General features: G+C 60.4%; 20 protein-coding genes. 7 read left to right on the top strand and 13 right to left on the bottom strand.

The window, feature by feature from the left end; translation table 11 throughout:
- Positions 1–129: 129 nt before the first annotated feature.
- The 10 genes from B0D71_RS25460 to cbiE form a co-directional block, all read right to left on the bottom strand.
- Positions 130–1,509, bottom strand: coding sequence for a PepSY-associated TM helix domain-containing protein (locus tag B0D71_RS25460; RefSeq protein ID WP_103397170.1), 1,380 nt, complete (start codon positions 1,507–1,509; stop codon positions 130–132).
- A gap of 106 nt (positions 1,510–1,615) precedes the next feature.
- On the bottom strand, positions 1,616–3,733 hold the full coding sequence (locus tag B0D71_RS25465) for a TonB-dependent copper receptor (RefSeq protein WP_103397171.1): 2,118 nt from the start codon (positions 3,731–3,733) through the stop codon (positions 1,616–1,618).
- A gap of 192 nt (positions 3,734–3,925) precedes the next feature.
- Positions 3,926–4,369, bottom strand: coding sequence for a DUF2946 domain-containing protein (locus B0D71_RS25470; protein ID WP_103397172.1), 444 nt, complete (start codon positions 4,367–4,369; stop codon positions 3,926–3,928).
- A gap of 21 nt (positions 4,370–4,390) precedes the next feature.
- Positions 4,391–4,870: a copper chaperone PCu(A)C gene (locus B0D71_RS25475; RefSeq protein WP_103397173.1), complete on the bottom strand. Its 480-nt coding sequence runs from the start codon at positions 4,868–4,870 to the stop codon at positions 4,391–4,393.
- Between the two features lie 47 nt (positions 4,871–4,917).
- Positions 4,918–5,316, bottom strand: coding sequence for a DUF2946 domain-containing protein (locus B0D71_RS25480; RefSeq protein ID WP_103397174.1), 399 nt, complete (start codon positions 5,314–5,316; stop codon positions 4,918–4,920).
- 110 nt (positions 5,317–5,426) lie between these two features.
- Positions 5,427–5,750, bottom strand: coding sequence for a helix-turn-helix domain-containing transcriptional regulator (locus B0D71_RS25485; protein WP_008016808.1), 324 nt, complete (start codon positions 5,748–5,750; stop codon positions 5,427–5,429).
- 4 nt (positions 5,751–5,754) lie between these two features.
- On the bottom strand, positions 5,755–6,090 hold the full coding sequence (locus B0D71_RS25490) for a type II toxin-antitoxin system RelE/ParE family toxin (protein WP_103397175.1): 336 nt from the start codon (positions 6,088–6,090) through the stop codon (positions 5,755–5,757).
- Between the two features lie 56 nt (positions 6,091–6,146).
- Positions 6,147–6,872, bottom strand: coding sequence for a cobalt-precorrin-6A reductase (locus B0D71_RS25495; RefSeq protein WP_103397176.1), 726 nt, complete (start codon positions 6,870–6,872; stop codon positions 6,147–6,149).
- Complete coding sequence (locus B0D71_RS25500) at positions 6,869–7,966, bottom strand: cobalt-precorrin-5B (C(1))-methyltransferase (RefSeq protein WP_103397177.1); 1,098 nt, start codon at positions 7,964–7,966, stop codon at positions 6,869–6,871. Before B0D71_RS25500 ends, B0D71_RS25495 begins: the two co-directional genes overlap by 4 nt.
- Positions 7,959–9,170, bottom strand: coding sequence for a precorrin-6y C5,15-methyltransferase (decarboxylating) subunit CbiE (cbiE, locus tag B0D71_RS25505; protein WP_103397178.1), 1,212 nt, complete (start codon positions 9,168–9,170; stop codon positions 7,959–7,961). The genes B0D71_RS25500 and cbiE overlap by 8 nt, the downstream gene beginning before the upstream one ends.
- Positions 9,171–9,353: 183 nt before the next feature.
- Between cbiE and cobG the strand changes: the two genes are divergently transcribed.
- Genes cobG through cobJ form a run of 4 tightly spaced genes read left to right on the top strand, consistent with a single transcriptional unit; the run spans position 9,354 to position 13,714 of the window.
- Positions 9,354–10,661: a precorrin-3B synthase gene (gene cobG / locus B0D71_RS25510; RefSeq protein WP_276310365.1), complete on the top strand. Its 1,308-nt coding sequence runs from the start codon at positions 9,354–9,356 to the stop codon at positions 10,659–10,661.
- Positions 10,654–11,280: a precorrin-8X methylmutase gene (locus B0D71_RS25515; RefSeq protein WP_103397180.1), complete on the top strand. Its 627-nt coding sequence runs from the start codon at positions 10,654–10,656 to the stop codon at positions 11,278–11,280. The genes cobG and B0D71_RS25515 overlap by 8 nt, the downstream gene beginning before the upstream one ends.
- A complete protein-coding gene (locus B0D71_RS25520; protein ID WP_103397246.1) occupies positions 11,280–12,011 on the top strand; it encodes a precorrin-2 C(20)-methyltransferase in 732 nt (243 codons plus the stop codon). Before B0D71_RS25515 ends, B0D71_RS25520 begins: the two co-directional genes overlap by 1 nt.
- A complete protein-coding gene (gene cobJ, locus B0D71_RS25525; protein ID WP_103397181.1) occupies positions 12,011–13,714 on the top strand; it encodes a precorrin-3B C(17)-methyltransferase in 1,704 nt (567 codons plus the stop codon). The genes B0D71_RS25520 and cobJ overlap by 1 nt, the downstream gene beginning before the upstream one ends.
- A 51-nt stretch (positions 13,715–13,765) precedes the next feature.
- Here cobJ and B0D71_RS25530 read toward each other — a convergent pair whose 3' ends face one another.
- On the bottom strand, positions 13,766–14,362 hold the full coding sequence (locus B0D71_RS25530) for a MarC family protein (protein WP_103397182.1): 597 nt from the start codon (positions 14,360–14,362) through the stop codon (positions 13,766–13,768).
- A 261-nt stretch (positions 14,363–14,623) separates the two neighbouring features.
- Between B0D71_RS25530 and B0D71_RS25535 the strand changes: the two genes are divergently transcribed.
- The 3 genes from B0D71_RS25535 to B0D71_RS25545 are packed head-to-tail and all read left to right on the top strand — an operon-like array spanning position 14,624 to position 16,803.
- Positions 14,624–15,382, top strand: coding sequence for a hypothetical protein (locus B0D71_RS25535; protein WP_240635736.1), 759 nt, complete (start codon positions 14,624–14,626; stop codon positions 15,380–15,382).
- A 57-nt stretch (positions 15,383–15,439) separates the two neighbouring features.
- Positions 15,440–16,168 carry a hypothetical protein gene (locus tag B0D71_RS25540; RefSeq protein ID WP_103397183.1) on the top strand — a complete coding sequence of 243 codons (729 nt, stop codon included), beginning with the start codon at positions 15,440–15,442 and terminating at the stop codon, positions 16,166–16,168.
- Complete coding sequence (locus B0D71_RS25545; RefSeq protein ID WP_103397184.1) at positions 16,165–16,803, top strand: hypothetical protein; 639 nt, start codon at positions 16,165–16,167, stop codon at positions 16,801–16,803. Before B0D71_RS25540 ends, B0D71_RS25545 begins: the two co-directional genes overlap by 4 nt.
- 21 nt (positions 16,804–16,824) lie before the next feature.
- Here the strand turns inward: B0D71_RS25545 and B0D71_RS25550 are convergent, their stop codons facing one another.
- Together B0D71_RS25550 and purD are read right to left on the bottom strand one after the other, a co-directional pair.
- Positions 16,825–19,599 carry a hybrid sensor histidine kinase/response regulator gene (locus B0D71_RS25550; RefSeq protein ID WP_103397185.1) on the bottom strand — a complete coding sequence of 925 codons (2,775 nt, stop codon included), beginning with the start codon at positions 19,597–19,599 and terminating at the stop codon, positions 16,825–16,827.
- A 100-nt stretch (positions 19,600–19,699) separates the two neighbouring features.
- On the bottom strand, positions 19,700–20,995 hold the full coding sequence (gene purD / locus B0D71_RS25555; RefSeq protein ID WP_103397186.1) for a phosphoribosylamine--glycine ligase: 1,296 nt from the start codon (positions 20,993–20,995) through the stop codon (positions 19,700–19,702).
- Positions 20,996–20,997 lie beyond the last annotated feature (2 nt).

The following is a 20,997-nucleotide window of genomic DNA, read 5'->3' on the forward strand; positions in this document are numbered from 1 at the left end:
CGCTGGCAAGCCAGCTCCTACAGGGGGACGTGCATTTCCTGTAGGAGCTGGCTTGCCAGCGATGAGGCCAGAAAGGGTCATGCGCGGGGGAAGTCTACATTGCTAATCCTCCCGCGCATCTCGCCTGTTTCATGATGAAGATGAGGCCGACTCAGTTTTCCGGGTGAAGCGTGACAGCAGCACACGATCCAGCACCCACACCGCTACCAGAGAAGCCCCCACCAAGGGGAAGGCCACCGCCAGGGCGAACATGATCACCATGGCGGTTTTCCATTTCGGCAGATCGTGGCGCAGTGGCGGTACACCGAGTTTTCCTTGTGGGCGACGCTTCCACCAGATCACCACGCCGCTGACGGCACTGAGCAAGATCATCAGGCAGATCAGCAACACGACAATCTGGTTGAACACGCCGAACATTTTGCCTTCGTGCAGCATCACGCCGATTTCCGTGGCGCGGGCGACGGTGCCGTAGTGCTCGAAACGTACGTCGGCCAGGACCTTGCCGGTGTACTGATCGATGTGCAGCGTGGCGTCATTGCGCGGGTCATCGGCGAACACCGAGATGGTGAACACGCCGGTCGCGGATTTCGGCAAAGTGATGCTGTAGCCCGGTTCGACCTTGCGTTCGCTGGCGATGTTTTGCACGTCTTGCAAGCGGATAGTCGGCGCTGCCGGGCCGGCGTGCGCAGTGTCGTGGGCCATGTGCTCGGCGTGGTCACCGGACATTGGCATCGGCGTGTTTTCCATGGCCCATGGCACGGTCTGGCGCGTGGCGCTATTGAGGCTGCGTGCCTCGACGTCGGACTTCGGCACGTCATCCCACATCGCGGCTGGGAACACGTTCCACACGCCTGCAAATTTTTCGCCCCAGAACCCGGTCCAGGTCATGCCGCTGAGCAGCATCACCAGCAACAAGGAGGCGCCCCAGAATCCGGTAACGGCATGCAGGTCACGCCAAAGCACCCGCCCACGACTGCTCAGGCGTGGCCACAGAATGCCGGCAGCCTGACCGCGCGGCCACCACAGGAAAACCCCGGAAACTACCAGCACCACGCCCCAGCCGGCGGCCAGTTCGATCAGCCGATCGCCAACGGTGCCGATCATCAGCTCGCCGTGAATCGCCCGTGCGATCGCTTGCAGGTTCTTCTTGGCGTCTTGCTCACCGAGGATGTCGCCGTGGTACGGGTCGACAAAGACGTTCAGCTCGTTGCTGCCATTGATCACGACAAACTGGGCGCTGCGGTCGGCATTGACCGGTGGCAGGTACTGTTTGATCGTTGCCTGGGGATACGCATCTTTCACGCGCTTGAGCAGGTCGTCGGCCGGGATCGTGTGATGACCGGCCGGGACATTGAGCAGGCTGCTGTACATCAGCGAGTCGAGTTGCGGTTTGAATAGGTAGAGGGTACCGGTCAGGGCCAGCATCACCATGAATGGCGCCACGAACAAGCCGGCATAGAAATGCCAGCGCCAGGCCAGGTTGTAGAAATTCACTTTGGGCTGTTTCATCACGTGTGCTCCGCTTGGCTGGATCTTTTAGTTGTTTGTTTTGCGGTTGCTGCGCAACCGATCGCGGGCAAGCCCGCTCCTACAGGGGAGCGGACGCCCTCAAGGTTTAGAAGCTCATGTCCACCTTGGTCCAGAGCGTGCGCCCAGGTTCCTTGATGGCTTGCGGGTCATTGGCGGGATAGCCGAAACCGGCGTTGCCGGCCAGGTTCAAGTGCTCGGCGTAAGCCTTGCCGAACAGGTTGTCGAGGCCGCTACTGACCTTCCAGTTGCTGTTGATCCGATAGGCACCGTTGAGGGAGAACACGCCGAAGCCCGGTGTCTTGTCGAAGTCCTTGCCGACCACATTGCCCTTGTTCTGGTCGATGCGGTTTTGCGCGGCGACCACTCTCCACAGTGCGCCGGCGCTCCAGTTGTCTTCGCTGTAGGTCAGGCCGAAACGGGCATCCAGCGGCGGCATTTGCGGCAATGCACTGCCATCGCTGCTGTTCTTGCCCCAGGCGTAGGCCAGGGTCGCGTCGGCTTTCCAGTTGTCGGTGAAGTTGTAGGCGGCGCCCAGTTCGCCGCCCATGATTCGCGCGTCGATGTTTTCGGCTTGCGAGGTCGTACCCATCATTGTCGGGGTGTAGTTGAACAGGATGTAATCGCGCACCTGTCCGACGTAAGCCGAGGCCCAGGCTTCGAGGTCTTCGGTCTTGTATTGCAGGCCGAAATCGAGCTGGGTGGTTTTTTCCGGCTTGATTGAGTCGAAGGCATTCACTGAACCGGCAGGGCCGGAGTCAGGTGAAAACAGCTCCCAGTAATCCGGGAACCGTTGGCTGTGACCGAGGCCGGCATACAGCGTGGTCGGGCTGTCGGCCAGGTCGTGCTCGTAGCGGATGAAACCGCTCGGCAGGGTATCGGCGCGGGTGTCGTCGGCTGTCGGGTTCGGTCGGGTCATCATGCCCGAGCCGGTGGTCTGCCGATAATCCTTGGCCGAGGCGCGGTCCAGGCGTGCGCCGCTGATCAGGCGGTCACGGTCGGCGGCGTACCAGGTCAGTTCGCCGAACACACCGTAGTTATGGAAGTCGGCATCCTTGGTGTACGGCAGCTCCTTGTAGGTGTCGACGCCCATGGCGCTGCGCTCGCGATGCTCGTTGGTCTGCGCGTCGATGCCGCTGACCAGCTGCACATCGGCCCAGCGCCAGGTGGCCTTGATTCGTGCGCCGAGGGTCCGGCGGTCGACGTTGGAGGCCATGGGGCCGGCCATCATGCCGGTGCCGGACGGCGTGCGCAGGGTGTAGTTGTCCATCACGTGGTCGGCGTAGTTGTAGTAGACCTGCGCTTCGACCTTATCCAGTACCTCGCCGATGTTGGACTGCTCGAAACGCAAGCCGAGGCTTTCGCGCAGGAATTGCGCACCATCCATGCCGCGCCCGGCGTAGCGGGCTTCACCGTCGCCACGGCCGGCGGTCAGTTCCACCAAGGTGTCGGCGTTGGGCGTCCAGCCTAGCGCCACATCACCGTTCCATTTTTCATAGCGCGATGCCACGGTGTCGTTGTTGCCGTCCTGGTAGTCGTCGGAGTGCGCGGTGTTGCCGATGACCCGGATGTAACCCGACTCACCGCCGGCTGCGGCGTCCACCAGTTTGTCAAAACGGCCGTAGGAGCCGGCCAGCACGCTGGCGTTGACCCGTGTGCCGAGTTCACCGAAGTGCTCCGGCTCGCGCTCGAACAGGATGGTACCGGCCGAAGAGCCAGGCCCCCACAACACGGTTTGCGGGCCTTTGATCACGGTGAGCTTGTCGTAGGTTTCCGGTGAGATGTAGGACGTCGGAGCGTCCATCCGGCCCGGGCAGGCACCGAGCATCATGCTGCCGTTGGTGAGAATGTTCAGCCGCGAGCCGAACATGCCGCGCAGCACCGGGTCGCCGTTGGTGCCGCCATTGCGCACCATGGCAAAGCCGGGGATGGTCTTCAGGTAATCGGCGCCGTCACTGGCCGGTACCGGTTGGCGCGGGTCTTTGGGGTTGGTGACGATGGTCAAGGGCGAACTGGGCGCAACGGCGGTAATCACCGTCGGGCTCAGTTCTTCACTGTGACCGGCATGGTCATCGGCGAGCGCAGAGGGCGCCAGCAAAGCACCGCACAGGATCGCGGTGGCGTGCCTGAAACGAACGCCGGATTCGTTCAGGGCATAAGAGGCTTGGGCAGGGCTCAAGCACGGGACAGCAGAAAACCTGGGCATGACAATTTCCATCGAACAGTCGTAAACGACACGGCCGGCAGCCTGACGCTGTCCCTGTGGGAGCGGGCTTGCTCGCGAAAACGGTGTGCCAGGCGACATCAATGTTGGCTGACACTTCCTCTTCGCGAGCAGGCTCGCTCCCACAGGTTGCTTTGGCTGTCTTGCGGGCCGTGTGAAATCAGCAGTGAGTGTTTACGCGGCGACGGGTGGGGCGCGGGTGCGGGCGCCGGGGAAGAAAGTCTGCCGGGCGTGGCCCTGGCGGGCAGAGGGTGTGGTGAAGGTGTTGACGGGGGGGATAACGAAGTTGGCGAAAGACACGCCACCGGTCAGCGCCGGGCAATTGAACAGCAGGCTGCAATAGCCGCATTTTTCCCACAGCACATGGTGCCCCGGGGCTGGCGGGCAATGCTCGGCAGTGGCTTGAGTGCCATGGTCGGCATGCTCCATCGCCGACATGTCCATGCTCATACCCACAGGCATGGTCATCGACATGGCGCGCGAATCCATCGGCATCGACTGAGAAATCAGCGGGCCGATAAAGATCATCAGCATGGCGAACAGGCTGATCCAGCTGCCGCGCGTCAGGCTCAAAGCCTGATTGCGTGACCTGGATGACCTGGCGCTAAGCGGGCGCATGGGCGTTTTCAGCTCAGGCGATTACGGATTGTGCACGTGCGTTTGCATGCTGTCCGGCGCCTGCTTCTGCACCGCGACTTCGACCGTCACATCACCGGCCTTCTCGAAGTGCAGCGTCATGGGGAAGCGCTTGCCATCAACCAGCAGGCTGCGGTCTTTCAGGCCCAGCAACATCACGTGATAGGCCATCGGTGCGAACGTGACCTCGCCACCGGCTGGCACTTCCACGCTCGGTACGTGCTGCATTTTCATCACGTCGCCTTGCATCAGGTGCTCATGCAATTGCGCCTCGCCCGCAATCGGTGTGTCAACGCTGAGCAGGCGGTCGGCGGTCTTGCCTTCATTGTCGATCACAAAATACGCCGCAACGGTGGGCGCATTGGGTGGCAACTCCTGGGACCACGGATGAGCGATTTCCAATGCGCCGACCTTGTATTCGTGGGCATTGGCAAAGCAGGCAGGCAGCAGCAACGCAGCCAGAACGATGAGTTTGTTCAACATGGCAGTTCTCCGGAACGATTTAAACGCAGGTCAATTGCGAGAAAAAATCACACCAGAGGGGATGCGCGGGGGTTGAGACTCGGCCATTGCTGGCGCGGTGACGGGCTTTGGAGAGCGGTCGCAGGCAGGCTTCGGTTGGACTCGAAGTGCGCGAAATACAGCTGTGGCGTATGCCCCGGCAACGCCACCAATGGCGCAGAACCCGAGCAGCACCAGCAATGCTGCATGTTGGAGTGTTCGTCGTTTTGCGGGGCTTTGTGTTCAAGGTCGCCGATGGAAATCGCCACCATCCGGGTGCCGCTGGAGCTGCAGAAGCTGCCCCACAACAATTGTTCGGCGGATGACTTCGCCGTTTGCGCCATCGCTCCTGACATCGGCATGGCGAGCAGGTTGAACAGCACTGCGAAGCAGGCTATCCAGGCAATTGCGAGCCGTTGTCGGGACATGGGACAAAATCCGTTTGGTTGAGCGATCAGGCGCGGGCTATTTAGCCTGATCAGGGCCGATAAGTAAAAAGACCGCGTGCGGTGTGGTGTCGCAGCAAAAAGACATTAGCTCAGTGCGCACGTACCGCATGTACTTGTATTTCTACTCCAAGCGTAGCGCGAATTACGGCGAATATTGCAGCCAGATTGTCCATGCTTGGGTTGCCTTTGGCGGACAACATTCGATGGAGGCTTTTGCTTGGCTTTGCCGTTTCCTTTGCCAGTTCTTCAAAGCCCACGGTGGCGTTGATGAGGTCGCGCAGGATGATCCGGGCCATTTCGGGTTCGCCGTTAAGAAACAGAGTAGCAGCCTCATCCAATAGTGCCTGGGCGAACTCGGGATCACGTTGGGCACGCTCGGCAATGGTGTGTTTGTAGCTTCGGGTGAGCGCCATGGCGTTATCTCCGGGGTCGTTCAGTCTTTTTTCGGGATCGAAACTCGGCTATTAGTGCTTTCGCCTGTTTGATGTCAGTTTTTTGTGTGGACTTGTCACCGCCACCAAAAAGGATGATCAGGTGTTTCCCCTCTTGAACGAGATAGACTCTATATCCCGGGCCCCAATTTATCCGGTACTCGCCTAGCCCGTCGAACCACTTGATGTTTGATGTGTTTCCTAACTCGAGGCGCAGCAGCGCGGTGGATACCTTAAGCGCTGCCTGCGCATTCAAGTTGGAAAACCAGCGACCAAAGGGGCTGGTTTCGTTGTCCTGTACGTATTCTTCGAGTGTGATCACAGGCGGCCCTGATGGTAACAAATAGGTTACTTATCATGCAAGCCAATGATCCTGACCTAATGAGCGAAGACCGACAACGCGCCAAGTGTTTCCTCAGGCGTCAGGAACTCCCGATCAACCCCAGGCAACGTCGGCCGCTTCAAGATGATCACCGGCACACCACGCTCACGCGCCACTTCCAGCTTCGGCTCGGTCGCTGTGCTGCCGCTGTTCTTGCTGATCAGCACGTCGATATTTCGCCGCTCGAACAACTCACGTTCATCATCGATCAGGAAGGGGCCCCGTGCGCCGATCACCTCGCAGCGTTCGTTGCCCGGATACACGTCCAGTGCGCGCAGGGTCCAGAATTGCTCCGCAGGAATTTCATCCAGGTGTTGCAGGGGCTCGCGACCGAGGGTGAGCAGCGGTCGGCGGAAGGGCTTCAGGGCTTCGATCAGTTCGGCCCAATCGGCGACTTCCCGCCAGTCATCACCCGCCTGGGCTTGCCAGGCCGGACGCCGTAGTGCCCAGCAGGGAATGCCGCTCAAGTGCGCGGCAACCGCAGCGTTCCGGCTGATTTGGGCGGCGTAGGGGTGAGTGGCGTCGAGCAGCAGCTCGATCCCTTCATCGCGAATGAATTGCGCCAGACCCTCGGCACCGCCGTAGCCGCCGACACGAACCTGGCATTGCAGATCGGTCGGCACCCGACCGACCCCGGCCAGGCTGTAGATATGCTGCGGTCCCAGCGTGCGGGCAATGACCATGGCTTCGGTCACGCCGCCGAGCAACAGGATGCGATTCATTGAAAGGCTCCCGCATGGCCAACGATCCCGCCCTGGCGATCGATGGCAAAGACTTCCACCTGAACCTGCGCCGGCACCACGCTGCGGGCAAAATCCAGGGCGTGCTGACAGACCGCATCTCCCAGGGCTACCCCGGCTGCGGCGGCCATGGCCAATGCCTGCTGGCTGGTGTTGGCCGCGCGTATGTCCTGCTGCAACATCGTATCGGCGCCGACCTGCGCTGCCCATAGCGCCAGTTGCGGCAGATCAATACTCGAATGGCGACTGTGCAGATCCATATGCCCGGCCGCCAGTTTGCTGATCTTGCCGAAACCACCGCACAGGCTGAGTTTATCCACCGGTACTTTGCGCAGGTGCTTGAGCACGGCGCCGACGAAGTCGCCCATTTCGATCAGAGCAATTTCCGGCAGGTTGTAGACCCGACGCATGGTGTCTTCGCTGGCGTTGCCGGTGCACGCGGCGATGTGCAGATAACCGTTGGTTTTCGCCACGTCGATGCCCTGGTGGATCGAGGCAATGTAGGCTGCGCAGGAAAACGGCCGGACGATGCCGCTGGTGCCAAGGATCGACAGGCCACCAAGAATGCCCAGGCGCGGGTTCATGGTCTTCAGTGCCAGTGCCTCGCCGTCCTCGACATTGACCGTGACGTCGAAGCCACCGCTGTAGCCGAGTTCGTCGGCCAGTCGGGCCAAGTGTTCGCTGATCATTTTGCGTGGCACCGGGTTGATTGCGGGCTCGCCGACACCCAGCACCAGCCCGGGCCGGGTCACGGTGCCGACGCCGCGACCGGCATGGAAGCGAGTCCCTGGCTCGGTGCTCAGGCGCACCTGGGAGTAGAGCAGGGCGCCGTGGGTCACATCGGGATCGTCACCGGCGTCCTTGAGGGTTCCCGCTTCGGCTCCGTCACCGATGAGGCGACAGAATTCCAGGCGCATCTGCACCTGCTTGCCTTTGGGCAGCACGATTTCCACTGCATCGGCCGATGTGCCATCCAGCAGCAGACGTGCGGCGGCGAGGCTGGTAGCCGTGGCGCAGCTTCCGGTGGTCAGGCCACTGCGAAGGGGGGCGGGTTGTTCGGCGGTTTCATCACGCATCGCAGGGTTTCGTCACGTCCAGCAAGGTAATCGGCAAGGCCTGGCGCCAGGTGTCGAAGTCGCCCAGCGGTTGTGCCTGCGCGATATGAATGCGGGTCAACTCCCCGCCGTGTTGTTCGCGCCAGGCCATCAGGGTCATTTCACTTTGCAGGGTGACGGCGTTGGCAATCAACCGGCCTCCGGGCTTGAGTTCAGCCCAGCAAGTATCGAGCACGCCTTCGCGGGTGACACCGCCACCGATGAAAATCGCGTCCGGCCGCTCAAGCCCCACCAGGGCCTGTGGCGCGCTGCCGCGAACCAGTTGCAGGCCTGGGACGCCGAGAGCATCGCGGTTGTGTTCGATCAACGCCTGGCGGCCATCATCCGCCTCGATGGCCAGGGCGCGACAACTTGGGTGAGCGCGCATCCATTCGATGCCGATCGAACCGCTGCCGGCACCGACGTCCCACAACAGCTCGCCGGGGACCGGTGCCAGGCGCGCGAGGGTGATGGCGCGCACATCGCGTTTGGTCAGTTGGCCGTCGTGCTTGAAGGCTGAGTCCGGCAGGCCGGCCAGTCGCGACAGCCGCAACGTGTTTGGCTCGACGATGCACTCGATGGCGATCAGGTTCAGGTCGGCGATCAGCGCATCGTCCCAGCCGCTGGCGATACCGTCGACACGCCGCTCGGCTTCACCGCCCAGGTGTTCCAGCACGGTGAGACGGCTAGGGCCGAAGCCACGTTCGCGCAACAGTGCAGCGATGGCGGCGGGGCTGTTGCCATCGTTGCTCAATATCAGCAGGCGCACGCCGCTGGACAGGTGGGCGTTGAGTGCGGCGACAGGCCGGGCCACCACCGAAAGAGTGACCACATCCTGCAGGGGCCAACCCATTCGCGCTGCGGCCAGTGAGCAGGAGGACGGCGCGGGAAGCGTCAGCATTTCGGCTGCGGGGAGTTGCCGGGCGAGGCTGGCACCGACGCCGTAAAACATCGGGTCGCCGCTGGCCAGGACGCAAACGGGTTCGCCACGGTGCGACAGCAGCGACTCAAGGCAGAAAGGGCTCGGCCACGGCTGGCGCTCGCCGCGTATGCACGGCGGGAGCAACGCCAGGTGCCGCTGGCCGCCGAAGATTTTCGAAGCGCGCAACAGCGCATGCCGGGCGTTCTTGCCCAGGCCCTTGAAACCGTCTTCGCCGATGCCTACTACCGTCAGCCAGGGTGCCATGCCGTTCCTCAATCACGCGTTCAACGTTGTTGGGCGGCATGATAGCGCGGGTTCCTTGAGCTGACTGCCTTCTCTTCCCGACCGGAGTCTTTTCATGCGGCGAAGTAAAGCAGGCATAATACCGCGCACTTTCGCCGTGAATTGCTTCGCCACCTGAACGGGTCTGCCTTGATCGAACGTCCGCTGTCCGCTGCCTTACGCCCCTCGGCCTGTCCGGGGTTGCTGCGTATTGTCCCAGCACTGGATGGCGGCATTTGCCGGATCAAGTTGAACGGTGGCTCGATCAACAGCGACCAGGCCGAGGCCGTGGCGTCTGCGGCGGAGCGTTTCGCCAGCGGAGCGATCGAGGCGACGAATCGCGCCAACCTGCAGATCCGTGGTATCGGCAGCGAGCAAACGGCGTTGATCGACAATCTGCTGGCTGCTGATCTGGGGCCGCAAAACGCGGCGGGCGACGATGTACGCAACCTGATGCTCAGCCCCGGTGCCGGGATCGATCGACGAATGCTGTTCGACACTCGCCCGCTGGCCGGGCAGATCCTCGCCACATTGCAAAGCCACGAAGCTTTTCACGATCTCAGTGCCAAGTTCGCTATGCAGCTTGATGGTGGCGAAGACCTGGCGATGCTCGAGCATCCCCATGACCTGTGGCTCTCTGGGTTTGAGCAAAATGGCGAGCAACGGCTGGCGTTCGGTCTGGCGGGGTGCCCGACGGACAGACCTGCCGGTTCGATTGCTCTCGCTGACGGGCACGCGCTGGTAGTGGCGGTCCTTGAATTGTTCCTTGAACTGGCGCGCCCCGAGCAGACGCGTATGCGTCATTTGCTGGCCGAATATTCGGTCGATGACCTTCTGCTTCGGCTGGCTGAGCGTGTATCGCTGCAAGCGATTGTCGATTGGCAGCGGGTTTCGGGTTGCGGTGATTTGCACATTGGCGCACATCCCCAGGCCGAGCCTGGTGTCGTCTATGTGGGGGCTGTCCCGCCGTTGGGGCGGCTCGATCCGAAGATGCTGCGAGGGGTGGCACAACTGGCACGCGAGTTCGGTGATTCCAGTCTGCGCTTCACACCCTGGCAAAGCCTGCTGCTGCCCAACGTCCGTGCGGAAAACGCCGCTGAGGTCATTCGGCAATTGCAATGTCTGGGCTTGCAGTGCGAAGCCGATCAGCCATTGTCCCGGTTGATCGCCTGCACCGGCTCAAACGGCTGCGGTAAAGGCCTGGCCGAGACCAAGGGCGATGCCCTGAAACTGGCCGCGTTGCTGCACCGCCATGGACCGGCGCTGAACATACACCTGAGCGGCTGCCTGCGTTCCTGCGCCGCCGCGCATACCGCGCCCGTCACACTGTTGGCCGTTGCCCCCGGTCACTACGATCTCTATTTTCGCGATGCAGCGCAGCCGGGTTTCGGCGCGCTGCATGCACACAACCTTACTATTGAAGCGGTCGCGGCCTTGCTCGACGCCCGCTCACGGAGCCCCCTTGATGCTTGATTACATCCGCGACGGTCAGGAGATCTATCGCAACTCTTTCGCGATCATTCGCGCCGAGGCCAACCTCGACCGAATCCCGGCCGATCTGGAGAAACTCGCCGTTCGTGTGATTCACGCCTGCGGCATGGTCGAGGCCATCGACGGTTTGCAGTTTTCCGAGGGGGCGGGCAAGGCCGGGCGTGATGCGCTGGCGGCCGGCGCGCCGATTTTGTGCGATGCGCGGATGGTCTCCGAAGGCGTGACCCGCGCGCGGTTGCCGGTGAACAATGCGGTGATCTGCACCTTGCGCGACGAGAGCGTTCCGGAACTGGCCCGTGAATTGGGTAACACCCGCTCAGCCGCTGCGCTGGAACTGTGGCGCCCGCACCTCGAAGGCAGCGTGGTGGTCATCGGCAACGCTCCGACGGCGCTGTTTTATCTGTTGGAAATGCTCGACGCCGGTGCGCCGAAGCCGGCGTTGATCCTCGGTTTTCCAGTCGGCTTTGTCGGCGCCGCCGAATCCAAGGCTGCGCTGGCGGCTGACAGCCGCGGTGTGCCTTTTGTCATCATGCAAGGCCGGCTGGGCGGTAGCGCCATGGCCGCCGCTGCCGTCAATGCCCTCGCCACGGAGATCGAATGATGCAGCAACCTGGACGTTTGATCGGCCTCGGCGTCGGCCCCGGTGATCCGGAACTGATTACCGTGAAAGCGCTGCGCCTGCTGCGCGAGTCACCGGTGGTGGCGTACTTCGTCGCCAAGGGTAAAAAGGGCAATGCATTCGGCATCATCGAAGCGCATCTGCAGGAAGCGCAAAATCTGTTGCCGCTGGTGTACCCGGTGACCACCGAAGCCTTGCCGGCGCCGCTGTCCTATGAGCAAGTGATCAGTGACTTTTACGATGACGCCGCGCAGGAGCTGGCGGCGCATCTGGATGCCGGTCGCGACGTGGCGGTGATCTGTGAGGGTGATCCGTTCTTCTACGGCTCCTACATGTATCTGCACGACCGTCTTGCCGAGCGTTATCAGGCGCAAGTCGTGCCCGGCGTGTGCTCTATGCTGGGTGGCGCCTCGGTGCTCGGTGCACCCCTGGTGTATCGCAATCAGAGTCTGTCGGTGTTGTCCGGTGTGCTGCCGCACGACGAACTCAAGCGTCGCCTGGCCGATGCCGATGCGGCGGTGATCATGAAGCTGGGGCGTAACTTTCCCAAGGTGCGCCAGGTGCTGGAAGAGCTCGGCCTGGCCGAGCGTGCGCTGTACGTCGAACGCGCGACCATGGCCAATCAGAAGATTGTGCCGCTCGATCAGGTCGAGCCGATGTCCTCGCCGTATTTCTCGTTGATCATCGTTCCCGGCGAAAGGTGGCAAGGCTGATGAGTCGTCCAGTTCCGGCGATTGTCATTCTCGGCAATGGCAGCCTCGCCACCGCGCGCAAGATTCAACAGGTCTATCCCGGTGCGCTGATTCATGGCTTGGCTGAGCGGGTAGACGGCGCTGACCGTGTCTATCGCGAGTTCGGCGTGACCCTGCGCGAGTTGTATCAACAGGACACGCCGATCATTGCGCTGTGCGCGGCCGGCATTGTGATCCGTACGCTGGCGCCATTGCTGCTGGAAAAAGGCGCAGAGCCGCCGGTGCTGGCCGTTGCCGAAGACGGCAGTGCGGTGGTGCCGCTGCTGGGTGGCCTCGGTGGGGTGAATGTCATGGCCCGAGAAATTGCTGCGGCGCTTGACGTCGCGGCAGCAATAACCACCAGCGGCGAGTTGCGTTTCGGCACCTGCCTGCTCAACCCGCCGAGTGGCTATGCGCTTGGCGATCTGGAGTTGGGCAAGCGTTTTGTCTCCGATCTGCTGGCCGGTGAAGCGGTGCGCATCGAAGGCGCGGCGCCGTGGCTGGCCCAGGCGCAGCTGCCTGAAGATGCGCAGGCGCGGCTGGCGGTGCATGTCGGTCATGCCGAGCGCGAACCGGCGCCCAACGAACTGCTGATCTACCCGCGCAACGTTGTGGTCGCCGTGGATGCCGGTCTGGAGGATGTCGCCTCGGCGGTCCGCGAGGCGTTGCATCAAGCGAAGGTCGCAGTGCAATCGTTGAGCTGCCTGCTGGCTGCAGACAGCGAAATGGCCAACCCGACGCTGCGTGAAGCAGCGTTGGAACTGGGTGTGCCGTTGCGCTTTACCAGCGCTGGTGCAGATGTCGGCACGCGACTGCGTACAGCCATCGACCACCCGGTTTCGATCCTGGGTAACGACACGGTTGTCATGGCCGTGGCAGAGCAACCGCTGGACCCGTTGCAGATCGGTCGGCCGCGTGGACGGCTGGCGGTAATCGGCCTCGGGCCAGGTGCCGCAGAACTGATGGTGCCGGCGGTGAAGGCTGAACTGTCTCGCGCCAACGACATCCTGGGTTACGAAACCTACGTGCGCATGGCCGGGCCGTTCCGTGCTGACCAGGTGCAGCATTGCACGGACAATCGAGAAGAGATGCAGCGCGCCCGTCATGCCTTTGAACTGGCTGCCCAGGGGCGTTCGGTGGTGGTGGTGTCGTCTGGCGATCCGGGTGTTTTTGCCATGGCGGCGGCGGTACTGGAGGCGCTTCACGAATCTACCGATGCCCGTTGGCACAACGTCGATCTGGAAATGCTGCCGGGCGTCTCGGCTTCACTGGCGACGGCTGCCCAGGCCGGGGCACCCTTGGGTCATGACTTCTGCGTACTGTCGCTTTCAGACAATCTCAAGCCATGGTCGATCATCGAGAAGCGTCTGGACCTGGCCGCTCAGGCCGACCTGGCCCTGGCGTTCTACAACCCGATCTCGCGGTCACGTCCGTGGCAATTGGGGCTGGCCATCGAGATCGTTGCCCGGCATCGGTTGCCGGAAACGCCCGTAGTCCTGGGGCGGGATATTGGTCGTCCGGGACAGACATTACGAGTTACAAACCTAGGAGCGTTGACGCCTGATCAGGTGGACATGCGCACCATGGTGCTGATTGGCTCGAGCACCACGTGCGTGTTCCCTCGCGTCGAAGGTGGGGAGTGGGTGTACACGCCACGCTGGTATGGCGAGAAGCCAACGTCCTGATTTACCGGGTGGAGCACGGTTCCTGCAACCGTGTTCCACTGCGATCAGGAGTCAGGGCACCAGGTACCCCTTCACCCCGGTAAAGATGATCTGCGCGGCCAGCGCGCAAACAAATAACCCCATCAAACGACTCACAATCTGCAGACCCTGCTCGCCGAGAATTCGCTCGATTCGGCTGGACAGGTAAAGCACCACCCCAACGGTGAAACTGGCCAGGGCAATACTGACAATGGCCGTGAGCTTGTCGTCCCAGTGTGGCTGGCTGACCCCCATCACCAGTAAGGCCCCAATGGTGCCCGGACCGACTGTCAGCGGGATGGTCAGCGGGACGATGGTCACATCCTGCTGCACATTGTCGGTCTGTACCGCTGACTTGCCTTGCGCCATGCCCAGCGCCGAAATGAACAGCACGCTACCGGCACCGATGCGAAAGGCGTCCACGGTGATGCCGAACACGCTGAAAATCACCCGTCCGAACAGGTACAGCAAAACGCTGGACACCAGAGTGGCAATCGCGACTTTCCACGCCAGCCGACGTTGTTCCTTGCGTGAGTAACCACGGGTCAGGCTGATGAAGCAGGACAACACGAAGAACGGACTGTAGAGCACCAGCATCTTCAGATAAACGCTAAACAGCACGTGGAGCATGATTTTGGCTCGCAGCGGAAAATTGTTGCAGTGGAGTCTATCAGTAGTTCGGTTTTTTGTGTGCTTGGATTGAAAAGTTGTAATCAGCTCGTGCTGTTAAATAAGTGCGGTTGCTGATTCGCTGTTGCGTGGTTATGTTGGCGAAGTAAGGTTACAAGTTTTCGTTTGTTCATGCTTTGTTGTTTGGTTAGGGTTGCTTCGTCAAGTTCATGGAGAACTTGTTTTTAACTAAAAAAGGATAAAATTATGATGGGTGGAGTGATGGATCAGTTTGATATAGATGCCAGTATTCAACGGTTGCGTTCATATGATGTGGATGTCGTTCGGTCAGGTAATTCATATGGCGACATTCAGGAGCCCGCCAAAGGTGCTGTTGTAGGGGAAGGTATTCTGGCATTTACCGCAAATCTCAGTGCGCAGGATCGGGAGGATGTTTTGCATGCCTTTCTTTTTGCGAGCCTTGTTGCGAATAAAAAATACCCAGAAGAGTCGCAGGGGAAAGAGTGGTATCTGCTGTTTGTTGAGGTCATGTTGAGTGCCGGCTGGGTGCCCTCTCAAAAATACTACAACGATCTAAATGTCAGCGGGAACACCGTTCGCATGGATCAACTGGTGCTGGAGATTCTTGGCTCGGTCATCGCGGGGCTTGCACTACCAGGAACGGCCACTGCCTTGATGCTCAAAGTAGCAGGCGACGCCGTTCACGCTTTGAAAAAACGCGAAACCGCACTGACAGTATACGAGCGAAACATGTTGGATCATGGCGTCGGCGGTATGGCTGCCGGGACGTGTACTGAACAAAACGGTGAAGTCACTTTGGCACTGGGGATGGTGCGTTTTATTCGGGAGAATACCTCCACTAAAGTGCTGTTCGTGGATGTCGAATCCCGTAAGGTCAAGCTGTACCGTGGTGAGTCCGTTTTCCGGAAAGTACCTTCGCTCGTGGAAAGTAATCGAGAGTATATTCGAGCCAAACTTGGTGATAACGCCAAACGCAAGGTTGAAGAGTACGAAATCTGATTTGCCTTTTCAAAAGGTGGCCTGTAGCGGCTGCCTTTTTTTAATTGAGGATGCAGTATGAACAACGGATGTTCGGTGTTTACCGTTGCTGCGGCGATTGTTTTCGTGCCGGTTGATTATGAGGAGTCCGCAGCTGACGACTTGAAGAACTCCATTTTATTTGCGCAGTTGGTCGCGAATAAACGGTTTTTAAAAAAGCCGAAAGCCTATTGGTTTGTTGATTATGCAGGTGTACTGGACGATTTTTGGGTCCGCAGCGTTAAATATAGGCAAGATATCACGCTTGAAAAAAACAGCTCTACGACGCCGATCCAATGGGCCTCCCAGTTGATGGCCCACGGTAGTGATGATGAAGTTCTACCCTTGGCCGCATTCTCGGAGTGGGTGGCGCGACTACCTGCTACGTCGCCTGAAGTAAACCTGCTGCGCAGCCAGGTACAGGAGGTGAATGTGGGTGAAGAGAGGCTTGCTTCTGCCACAGCGAAAACAACGCATCTACTGGTCATTTTGGCGCAAAAGCCAGCATCGATGATTTGCCTGTGCCTTGAATTCAAAACACGGCAAACAGTAGAGGGCAATCCATGGACGCAGCATTTTCAGGCTGACTTGATGGATGGCCATGTTTCGGCGCGTTATTTCCGCGCCAGGCTCTCGGAAACGTTGTACGCGTTATATCGCGATGCGATTGCCGCGAAAATCAAGGAACGGGTGAGTGGCAACGTGTTGAGCTTCGCTGAGGTCGTTGATCTTTCTACCGTCCTTCCCCGTGAGGAGCGTGGATCATGACAGATACAATTCCACGGGCGGCTGTGGTGGGGGGAAGCGTCATCGCGTTCGCGGGTGATTTGCCGGAGTCTCATCGGGAGGACATTTACCTGAGCACCCTGTATGCACAAAGGGCTACACGTGATGCGTACAACCATGGGCTGTCAGGTGACTGGTTCAGCTACTACCGCAACACGCTCAGGTACATCGGCTGGGACGTACCTGTGCCCGAAAGCTTGTCTTCGATGTCGGGTAATACGGTGGCGACTCAGGTTTCGGAAAGCATTTCCAGACGTCTGGGGGAGCCATTCTCAAGCTCCATGACGGCGGCGTTGGCTGCGCTGGAAAGGGACCGAGCGGCAATCGAGTTGTTCGAAAACAGCAGCCTTTCGAGTAGAGGCGGGTTCTTTCAGATGATTCCTTGTGTTTTGAAAGGCCAGAACAGGGTTGAAATGGGGATCTACCATCGACAGTTCCAGCTTTACCGAAAGATGCCCGGATTCTTGTTCGTGAATCCTGAGCGTCTGCTTCACAGCAGCACCGAGCAAATGTCGCTCATCACCTTTAACACGCTCTACTATGCGCAATTTCGGGAAAAGGTGAAAAAAGCAGTGCTTTCCCAGTCGATGAATTACCTCAGAAGCCTTGATATCTGAAGTCGGTTTTAGGGCATGGGATCAGAGTGTCGAGGCGGTCTGGTTCTGCTGATCGCGCTGGGCGACCCAGTGTTCGATCAATTCGCGCAGCTGCGACAGTTCGACCGGTTTGGCCATATGTCCATCCATGCCGGCCTGGCGTGCACGCTCTTTGTGTTCGGCCAGGATATGGGCGGTCAATGCCACCACGGGAGTACGGAGCCGCTGGTTGCCGACTTCCCAGGCACGCAGTTGCTGGGTGGCCGAGAAGCCATCAAGGATCGGCATTTCGCAGTCCATCAGCACCAGGTCGTAACGCTGGGCTTTCATCGCTCGCAAGGCTTCTTCGCCGTTGCAGGCGGTATCCGGTTGCAGGTTGAGCTTGCTCAGCATGCCGCGGATCACCTTGGTTGAAATGCTGTTGTCTTCGGCCACCAGAATGCGGAAATCGCTGGGGACCTTGACTGGCAGGGCAGGGCCGCTTGGCAGTGGCTGGGTGACGACCAGGCCTTTGTTGCGTTGGGTCAGCTCGTCTGCCAGGGTGGTCTTGAGGGTATAGCCGGCCACCGGTTTGGCGAGGATGCGCTTGATCCCGGAGTTGCGGGCGATGATCTTGCTCGGCGCATTGCTGATGCCGGTGAGCATGATCAGCAGGATGTCATGGTTCAGGCTCGGGTCTTCCTTGATCTTGGCCGCTAGTTGCATGCCGGTCATGCCAGGCATGTTCTGGTCAAGCAGGACCACATCGAAGTAGTCGCGCAAATGAGCTTTGGTGCGCAGCAGTGCCAGCGCTTCCTTGCCGGAAGGTGCGGCGCTTACGTTCAGGCCCCAGGCGCTGCATTGCTGCACCAGCACTTTGCGACAGGTGTCGTTGTCGTCCACCACCAATACCCGCGCACCTTGCAGCGGGCCGTCGAGGTCGGAGGTCGGGTGTTCGAGGCGATCCGGGTCCAGTGGCAGGGTTAGCCATAGGGTGCTGCCCTGGTTGCTGCCACTCTTGATTCCGAATTCCCCTTGCATCAAGCGGATCAGCTGGCGGGCAATCACCAGCCCCAGGTTGCCGCCCAGGTGGGTGGCCGACAGAAAATGCCGACTGTGCAGTTCGGCGTGCATCAGGGCGTCGCGCTCTTCGGCGTCCATCGGCTCGCCGCTGTCCTGCACGGCAATACGCAGGCGTGGTTTGGTGTTGCGCTCATCGAGCGCCACGACGATGAGGATTTCGCCTTCATCGGTTTTTTTCAGGGCGTTTTCCAAAAGGCTCAACAGCGTCTGGCGCAGGCGTGTCGGATCACCACTGATCACCCGCGGCACTTGCGGCTGGATGAAACTGATCAACTCGACGTTTTGCTGCTCGGCCTTGGCGCGGAAGATGCTCAGACAGTCTTCGATCAGTGCGTTGAGGTCGAACTGCACATCGTCCAGCTCGATCTGCCCGGACTCGAGTTTGGAAATGTCGAGAATTTCGTTGATCAGTGTCAGCAGCTCGTTGCCGGCGCTGTGGATCGTCTGCACATAGTCGCGTTGCTTGACTGAAAGCGGTGTGCCCAGCAGCAACTCGGTCATGCCAAGGACGCCGTTCATCGGGGTGCGGATCTCGTGGCTGATCTTCGCCAGGAACTCGGCCTTGGCGTTGATCTCGGCGTTGCTGGCCGCCAGGTCGCGGCTGATGCTGAAACGGTCTTCGGTGATGCGGCGCTGGCGCTCGCTCAATGCAATGCTCATCAACAGTCCGCTGATGCAGATGAAGGCCAGCAAGGTGGTGATCAGGTCGTGGGGTTCGATCAGGGTCAACCCCAGCATCGCGGGCAGGATGACCAGTGTCCCCAGGTTGAACACCACCATGGCAGCCACGAAGAGACGAGCCGGGCGATAACCCTTTTGCCAGTGATAGGCGCTGATGAACAGCATGGTCAAGCCTGCCAGGGCTACCAGGCCGTAGGTAATGAAGTTCAGCGGCAAGGTATTGACGAACAGCAGCATCAGGCCGCAGGCGGTGATGAGCAGGACCTCGCCCAGCAGCAACCGGTTCAGCGGGTGTGGTCCGAGCGGGGAGAAGAAGCGATAGGCAAGCATCAGGCCGCAGGGCGCAGTCAGTAACAGTGCCAGGTAAGCCCCGGGCGTTTGCAGTGCATGCCAGTCCGGTAGCCAGGGGCCGGCGAGGTTCAGCAACAGCAGCAGGCTGAGCATCAACAGCCCTTCGCACGCCGCCAGCCAGAGGGCACTACGCGAGCGGGTGTAGGCGTAGCGGATGAGGTTGTGCAGGATCAACATGGCGATGCAGCCGAACAGCAGGCCATAGATCAGCGTCTGGGTCTGGTTGGCAGCCGCGATGATCGCCGATTGCAGGGTGATATAGGGGCGCAACTGGTGATCGGAGGCCAGTCGCAGGTAGACATCGAGGGGGTTGTCGCTTTGCGGCAAGGCCAGCATGAAGTCACTGCTGGGCAATGGTCGCTCGGATTGGGGTTGTTCGTTGCCCGTGCTGGATTGATCGATCAGCCTGTCGCCGTCCAGTACGTACATGTTGAACTGGCGCAGGTCAGGCGCGAACACTCGCAGCAACTGCTCGTGTTTGCCCGGTGCAAGCCTGAATCGCAGCCATAGCGCGCCATCGGGTTCGGCCGCGGTGATGCGGTCGAGTTCGATAGGGCTGAATTGATTGGTGTAGCGTGCGGAGCGGATGTCGCTCAGTTGCAGGTCGCCCTGTTCGTCGAGCAATACTGCCCAGCCACTGCCTTGCGCGGCCTGGGCCGGTAGCATGCAGAGCAAGGTCAGCAAAGTGACGGTCAAGCTTATGGCGATCCTGAGCCAGCGCACGGCGAAATCCCTTCGTTAGGTTGATGCCAGAATATAACGATGCGCGGCGCCGGAATAGCCAGGCAATAAACCGTGTTCATTGCCTGGCGCGGTGTTTACCTTATTCCTGATTTTCGCCACGCTCGCGGGCAATGGCGCGGTAGCCAATGTCCTTGCGGTAGAAACAACCTTCCCAGTCAATGGCTGCCGCCAGCTTGTAGGCCTGCTGCTGCGCCGCGTCGACGCTGGCACCCATGGCTGTGGCGCACAGTACACGACCACCGGCCGTCACGACCTGACCATCCTTGAGCGCAGTGCCGGCGTGGAAGATTTTACCTTCCAGTGCAGCCGCTGCATCCAGGCCATTGATGGCCACGCCTTTGGCGTAGTCACCAGGATAGCCGCCAGCGGCCAGGACGATGCCGACGCTTGGACGTGGATCCCATTGTGCTTCTACTTTATCCAGTGCCTGGGCCAGGGCGGCTTCGACCAGCAGCACCAGGCTCGACTGCAGACGCAGCATGACCGGTTGGGTCTCAGGGTCGCCGAAGCGGCAGTTGAACTCGATGACTTTTGGGTTGCCAGCCTTGTCGATCATCAGGCCGGCGTACAGGAAGCCAGTGTAGACGTTGCCTTCCTCGGCCATGCCGCGCACGGTCGGCCAGATCACCAGGTCCATGACACGTTTGTGCACGTCGGCGGTAACCACTGGCGCCGGGGAGTAAGCACCCATGCCGCCGGTGTTTGGACCGGTGTCGCCGTCGCCGACGCGTTTGTGGTCCTGGCTGGTGGCCATTGGCAGCACGTTCTTGCCGTCGACCATGACGATGAAGCTGGCTTCTTCGCCGTCCAGAAACTCTTCGATGACCACGCGCGAACCCGCGTCGCCAAAGGCATTGCCCGCCAGCATGTCGCGCACGGCGTCTTCGGCTTCGGCCAGGGTCATGGCAACGATCACGCCTTTACCGGCGGCCAGGCCGTCGGCCTTGATCACGATCGGTGCGCCTTTTTCACGCAGGTAAGCCAGGGCCGGCTCGATTTCGGTGAAGTTCTGGTAGTCGGCAGTCGGGATCTTGTGGCGAGCCAGGAAGTCCTTGGTGAAGGCTTTCGAGCCTTCCAGCTGCGCAGCGCCAGCGGTCGGACCGAAGCAATCCAGGCCGCGGCTGCGGAACAGGTCCACAACACCGGCAACCAGCGGCACTTCAGGGCCAACAATGGTCAGGGAAACGTTTTTCTCGGCAAAGTCTGCCAGTTGCTCAAGTGCCAGTACGTCGATGGCGACGTTCTCGCACTTGGCTTCGATGGCGGTACCGGCATTGCCCGGAGCCACGAAAACCTTCTGCACGCGCGGATCCTGAGCCACTTTCCAGGCCAGGGCGTGTTCACGGCCACCGCTGCCAATGATCAAAACATTCATTT

The organism is Pseudomonas laurylsulfativorans, from assembly GCF_002906155.1.
In the GTDB taxonomy this organism is placed as follows: Bacteria; Pseudomonadota; Gammaproteobacteria; order Pseudomonadales; family Pseudomonadaceae; genus Aquipseudomonas; species Aquipseudomonas laurylsulfativorans.

Coding starts and splice junctions, on each gene's coding strand:
- B0D71_RS25460 (WP_103397170.1), bottom strand. CDS start 1,509: ATGAAACAGCCCAAAGTGAATTTCTACAACCTGGCCTGGCGCTGGCAT.
- B0D71_RS25465 (WP_103397171.1), bottom strand. CDS start 3,733: ATGCCCAGGTTTTCTGCTGTCCCGTGCTTGAGCCCTGCCCAAGCCTCT.
- B0D71_RS25470 (WP_103397172.1), bottom strand. CDS start 4,369: ATGCGCCCGCTTAGCGCCAGGTCATCCAGGTCACGCAATCAGGCTTTG.
- B0D71_RS25475 (WP_103397173.1), bottom strand. CDS start 4,870: ATGTTGAACAAACTCATCGTTCTGGCTGCGTTGCTGCTGCCTGCCTGC.
- B0D71_RS25480 (WP_103397174.1), bottom strand. CDS start 5,316: ATGTCCCGACAACGGCTCGCAATTGCCTGGATAGCCTGCTTCGCAGTG.
- B0D71_RS25485 (WP_008016808.1), bottom strand. CDS start 5,750: ATGGCGCTCACCCGAAGCTACAAACACACCATTGCCGAGCGTGCCCAA.
- B0D71_RS25495 (WP_103397176.1), bottom strand. CDS start 6,872: ATGAATCGCATCCTGTTGCTCGGCGGCGTGACCGAAGCCATGGTCATT.
- B0D71_RS25500 (WP_103397177.1), bottom strand. CDS start 7,966: ATGCGTGATGAAACCGCCGAACAACCCGCCCCCCTTCGCAGTGGCCTG.
- cbiE (WP_103397178.1), bottom strand. CDS start 9,170: ATGGCACCCTGGCTGACGGTAGTAGGCATCGGCGAAGACGGTTTCAAG.
- B0D71_RS25515 (WP_103397180.1), top strand. CDS start 10,654: ATGCTTGATTACATCCGCGACGGTCAGGAGATCTATCGCAACTCTTTC.
- B0D71_RS25520 (WP_103397246.1), top strand. CDS start 11,280: ATGCAGCAACCTGGACGTTTGATCGGCCTCGGCGTCGGCCCCGGTGAT.
- cobJ (WP_103397181.1), top strand. CDS start 12,011: ATGAGTCGTCCAGTTCCGGCGATTGTCATTCTCGGCAATGGCAGCCTC.
- B0D71_RS25530 (WP_103397182.1), bottom strand. CDS start 14,362: ATGCTCCACGTGCTGTTTAGCGTTTATCTGAAGATGCTGGTGCTCTAC.
- B0D71_RS25535 (WP_240635736.1), top strand. CDS start 14,624: ATGGATCAGTTTGATATAGATGCCAGTATTCAACGGTTGCGTTCATAT.
- B0D71_RS25540 (WP_103397183.1), top strand. CDS start 15,440: ATGAACAACGGATGTTCGGTGTTTACCGTTGCTGCGGCGATTGTTTTC.
- B0D71_RS25545 (WP_103397184.1), top strand. CDS start 16,165: ATGACAGATACAATTCCACGGGCGGCTGTGGTGGGGGGAAGCGTCATC.
- purD (WP_103397186.1), bottom strand. CDS start 20,995: ATGAATGTTTTGATCATTGGCAGCGGTGGCCGTGAACACGCCCTGGCC.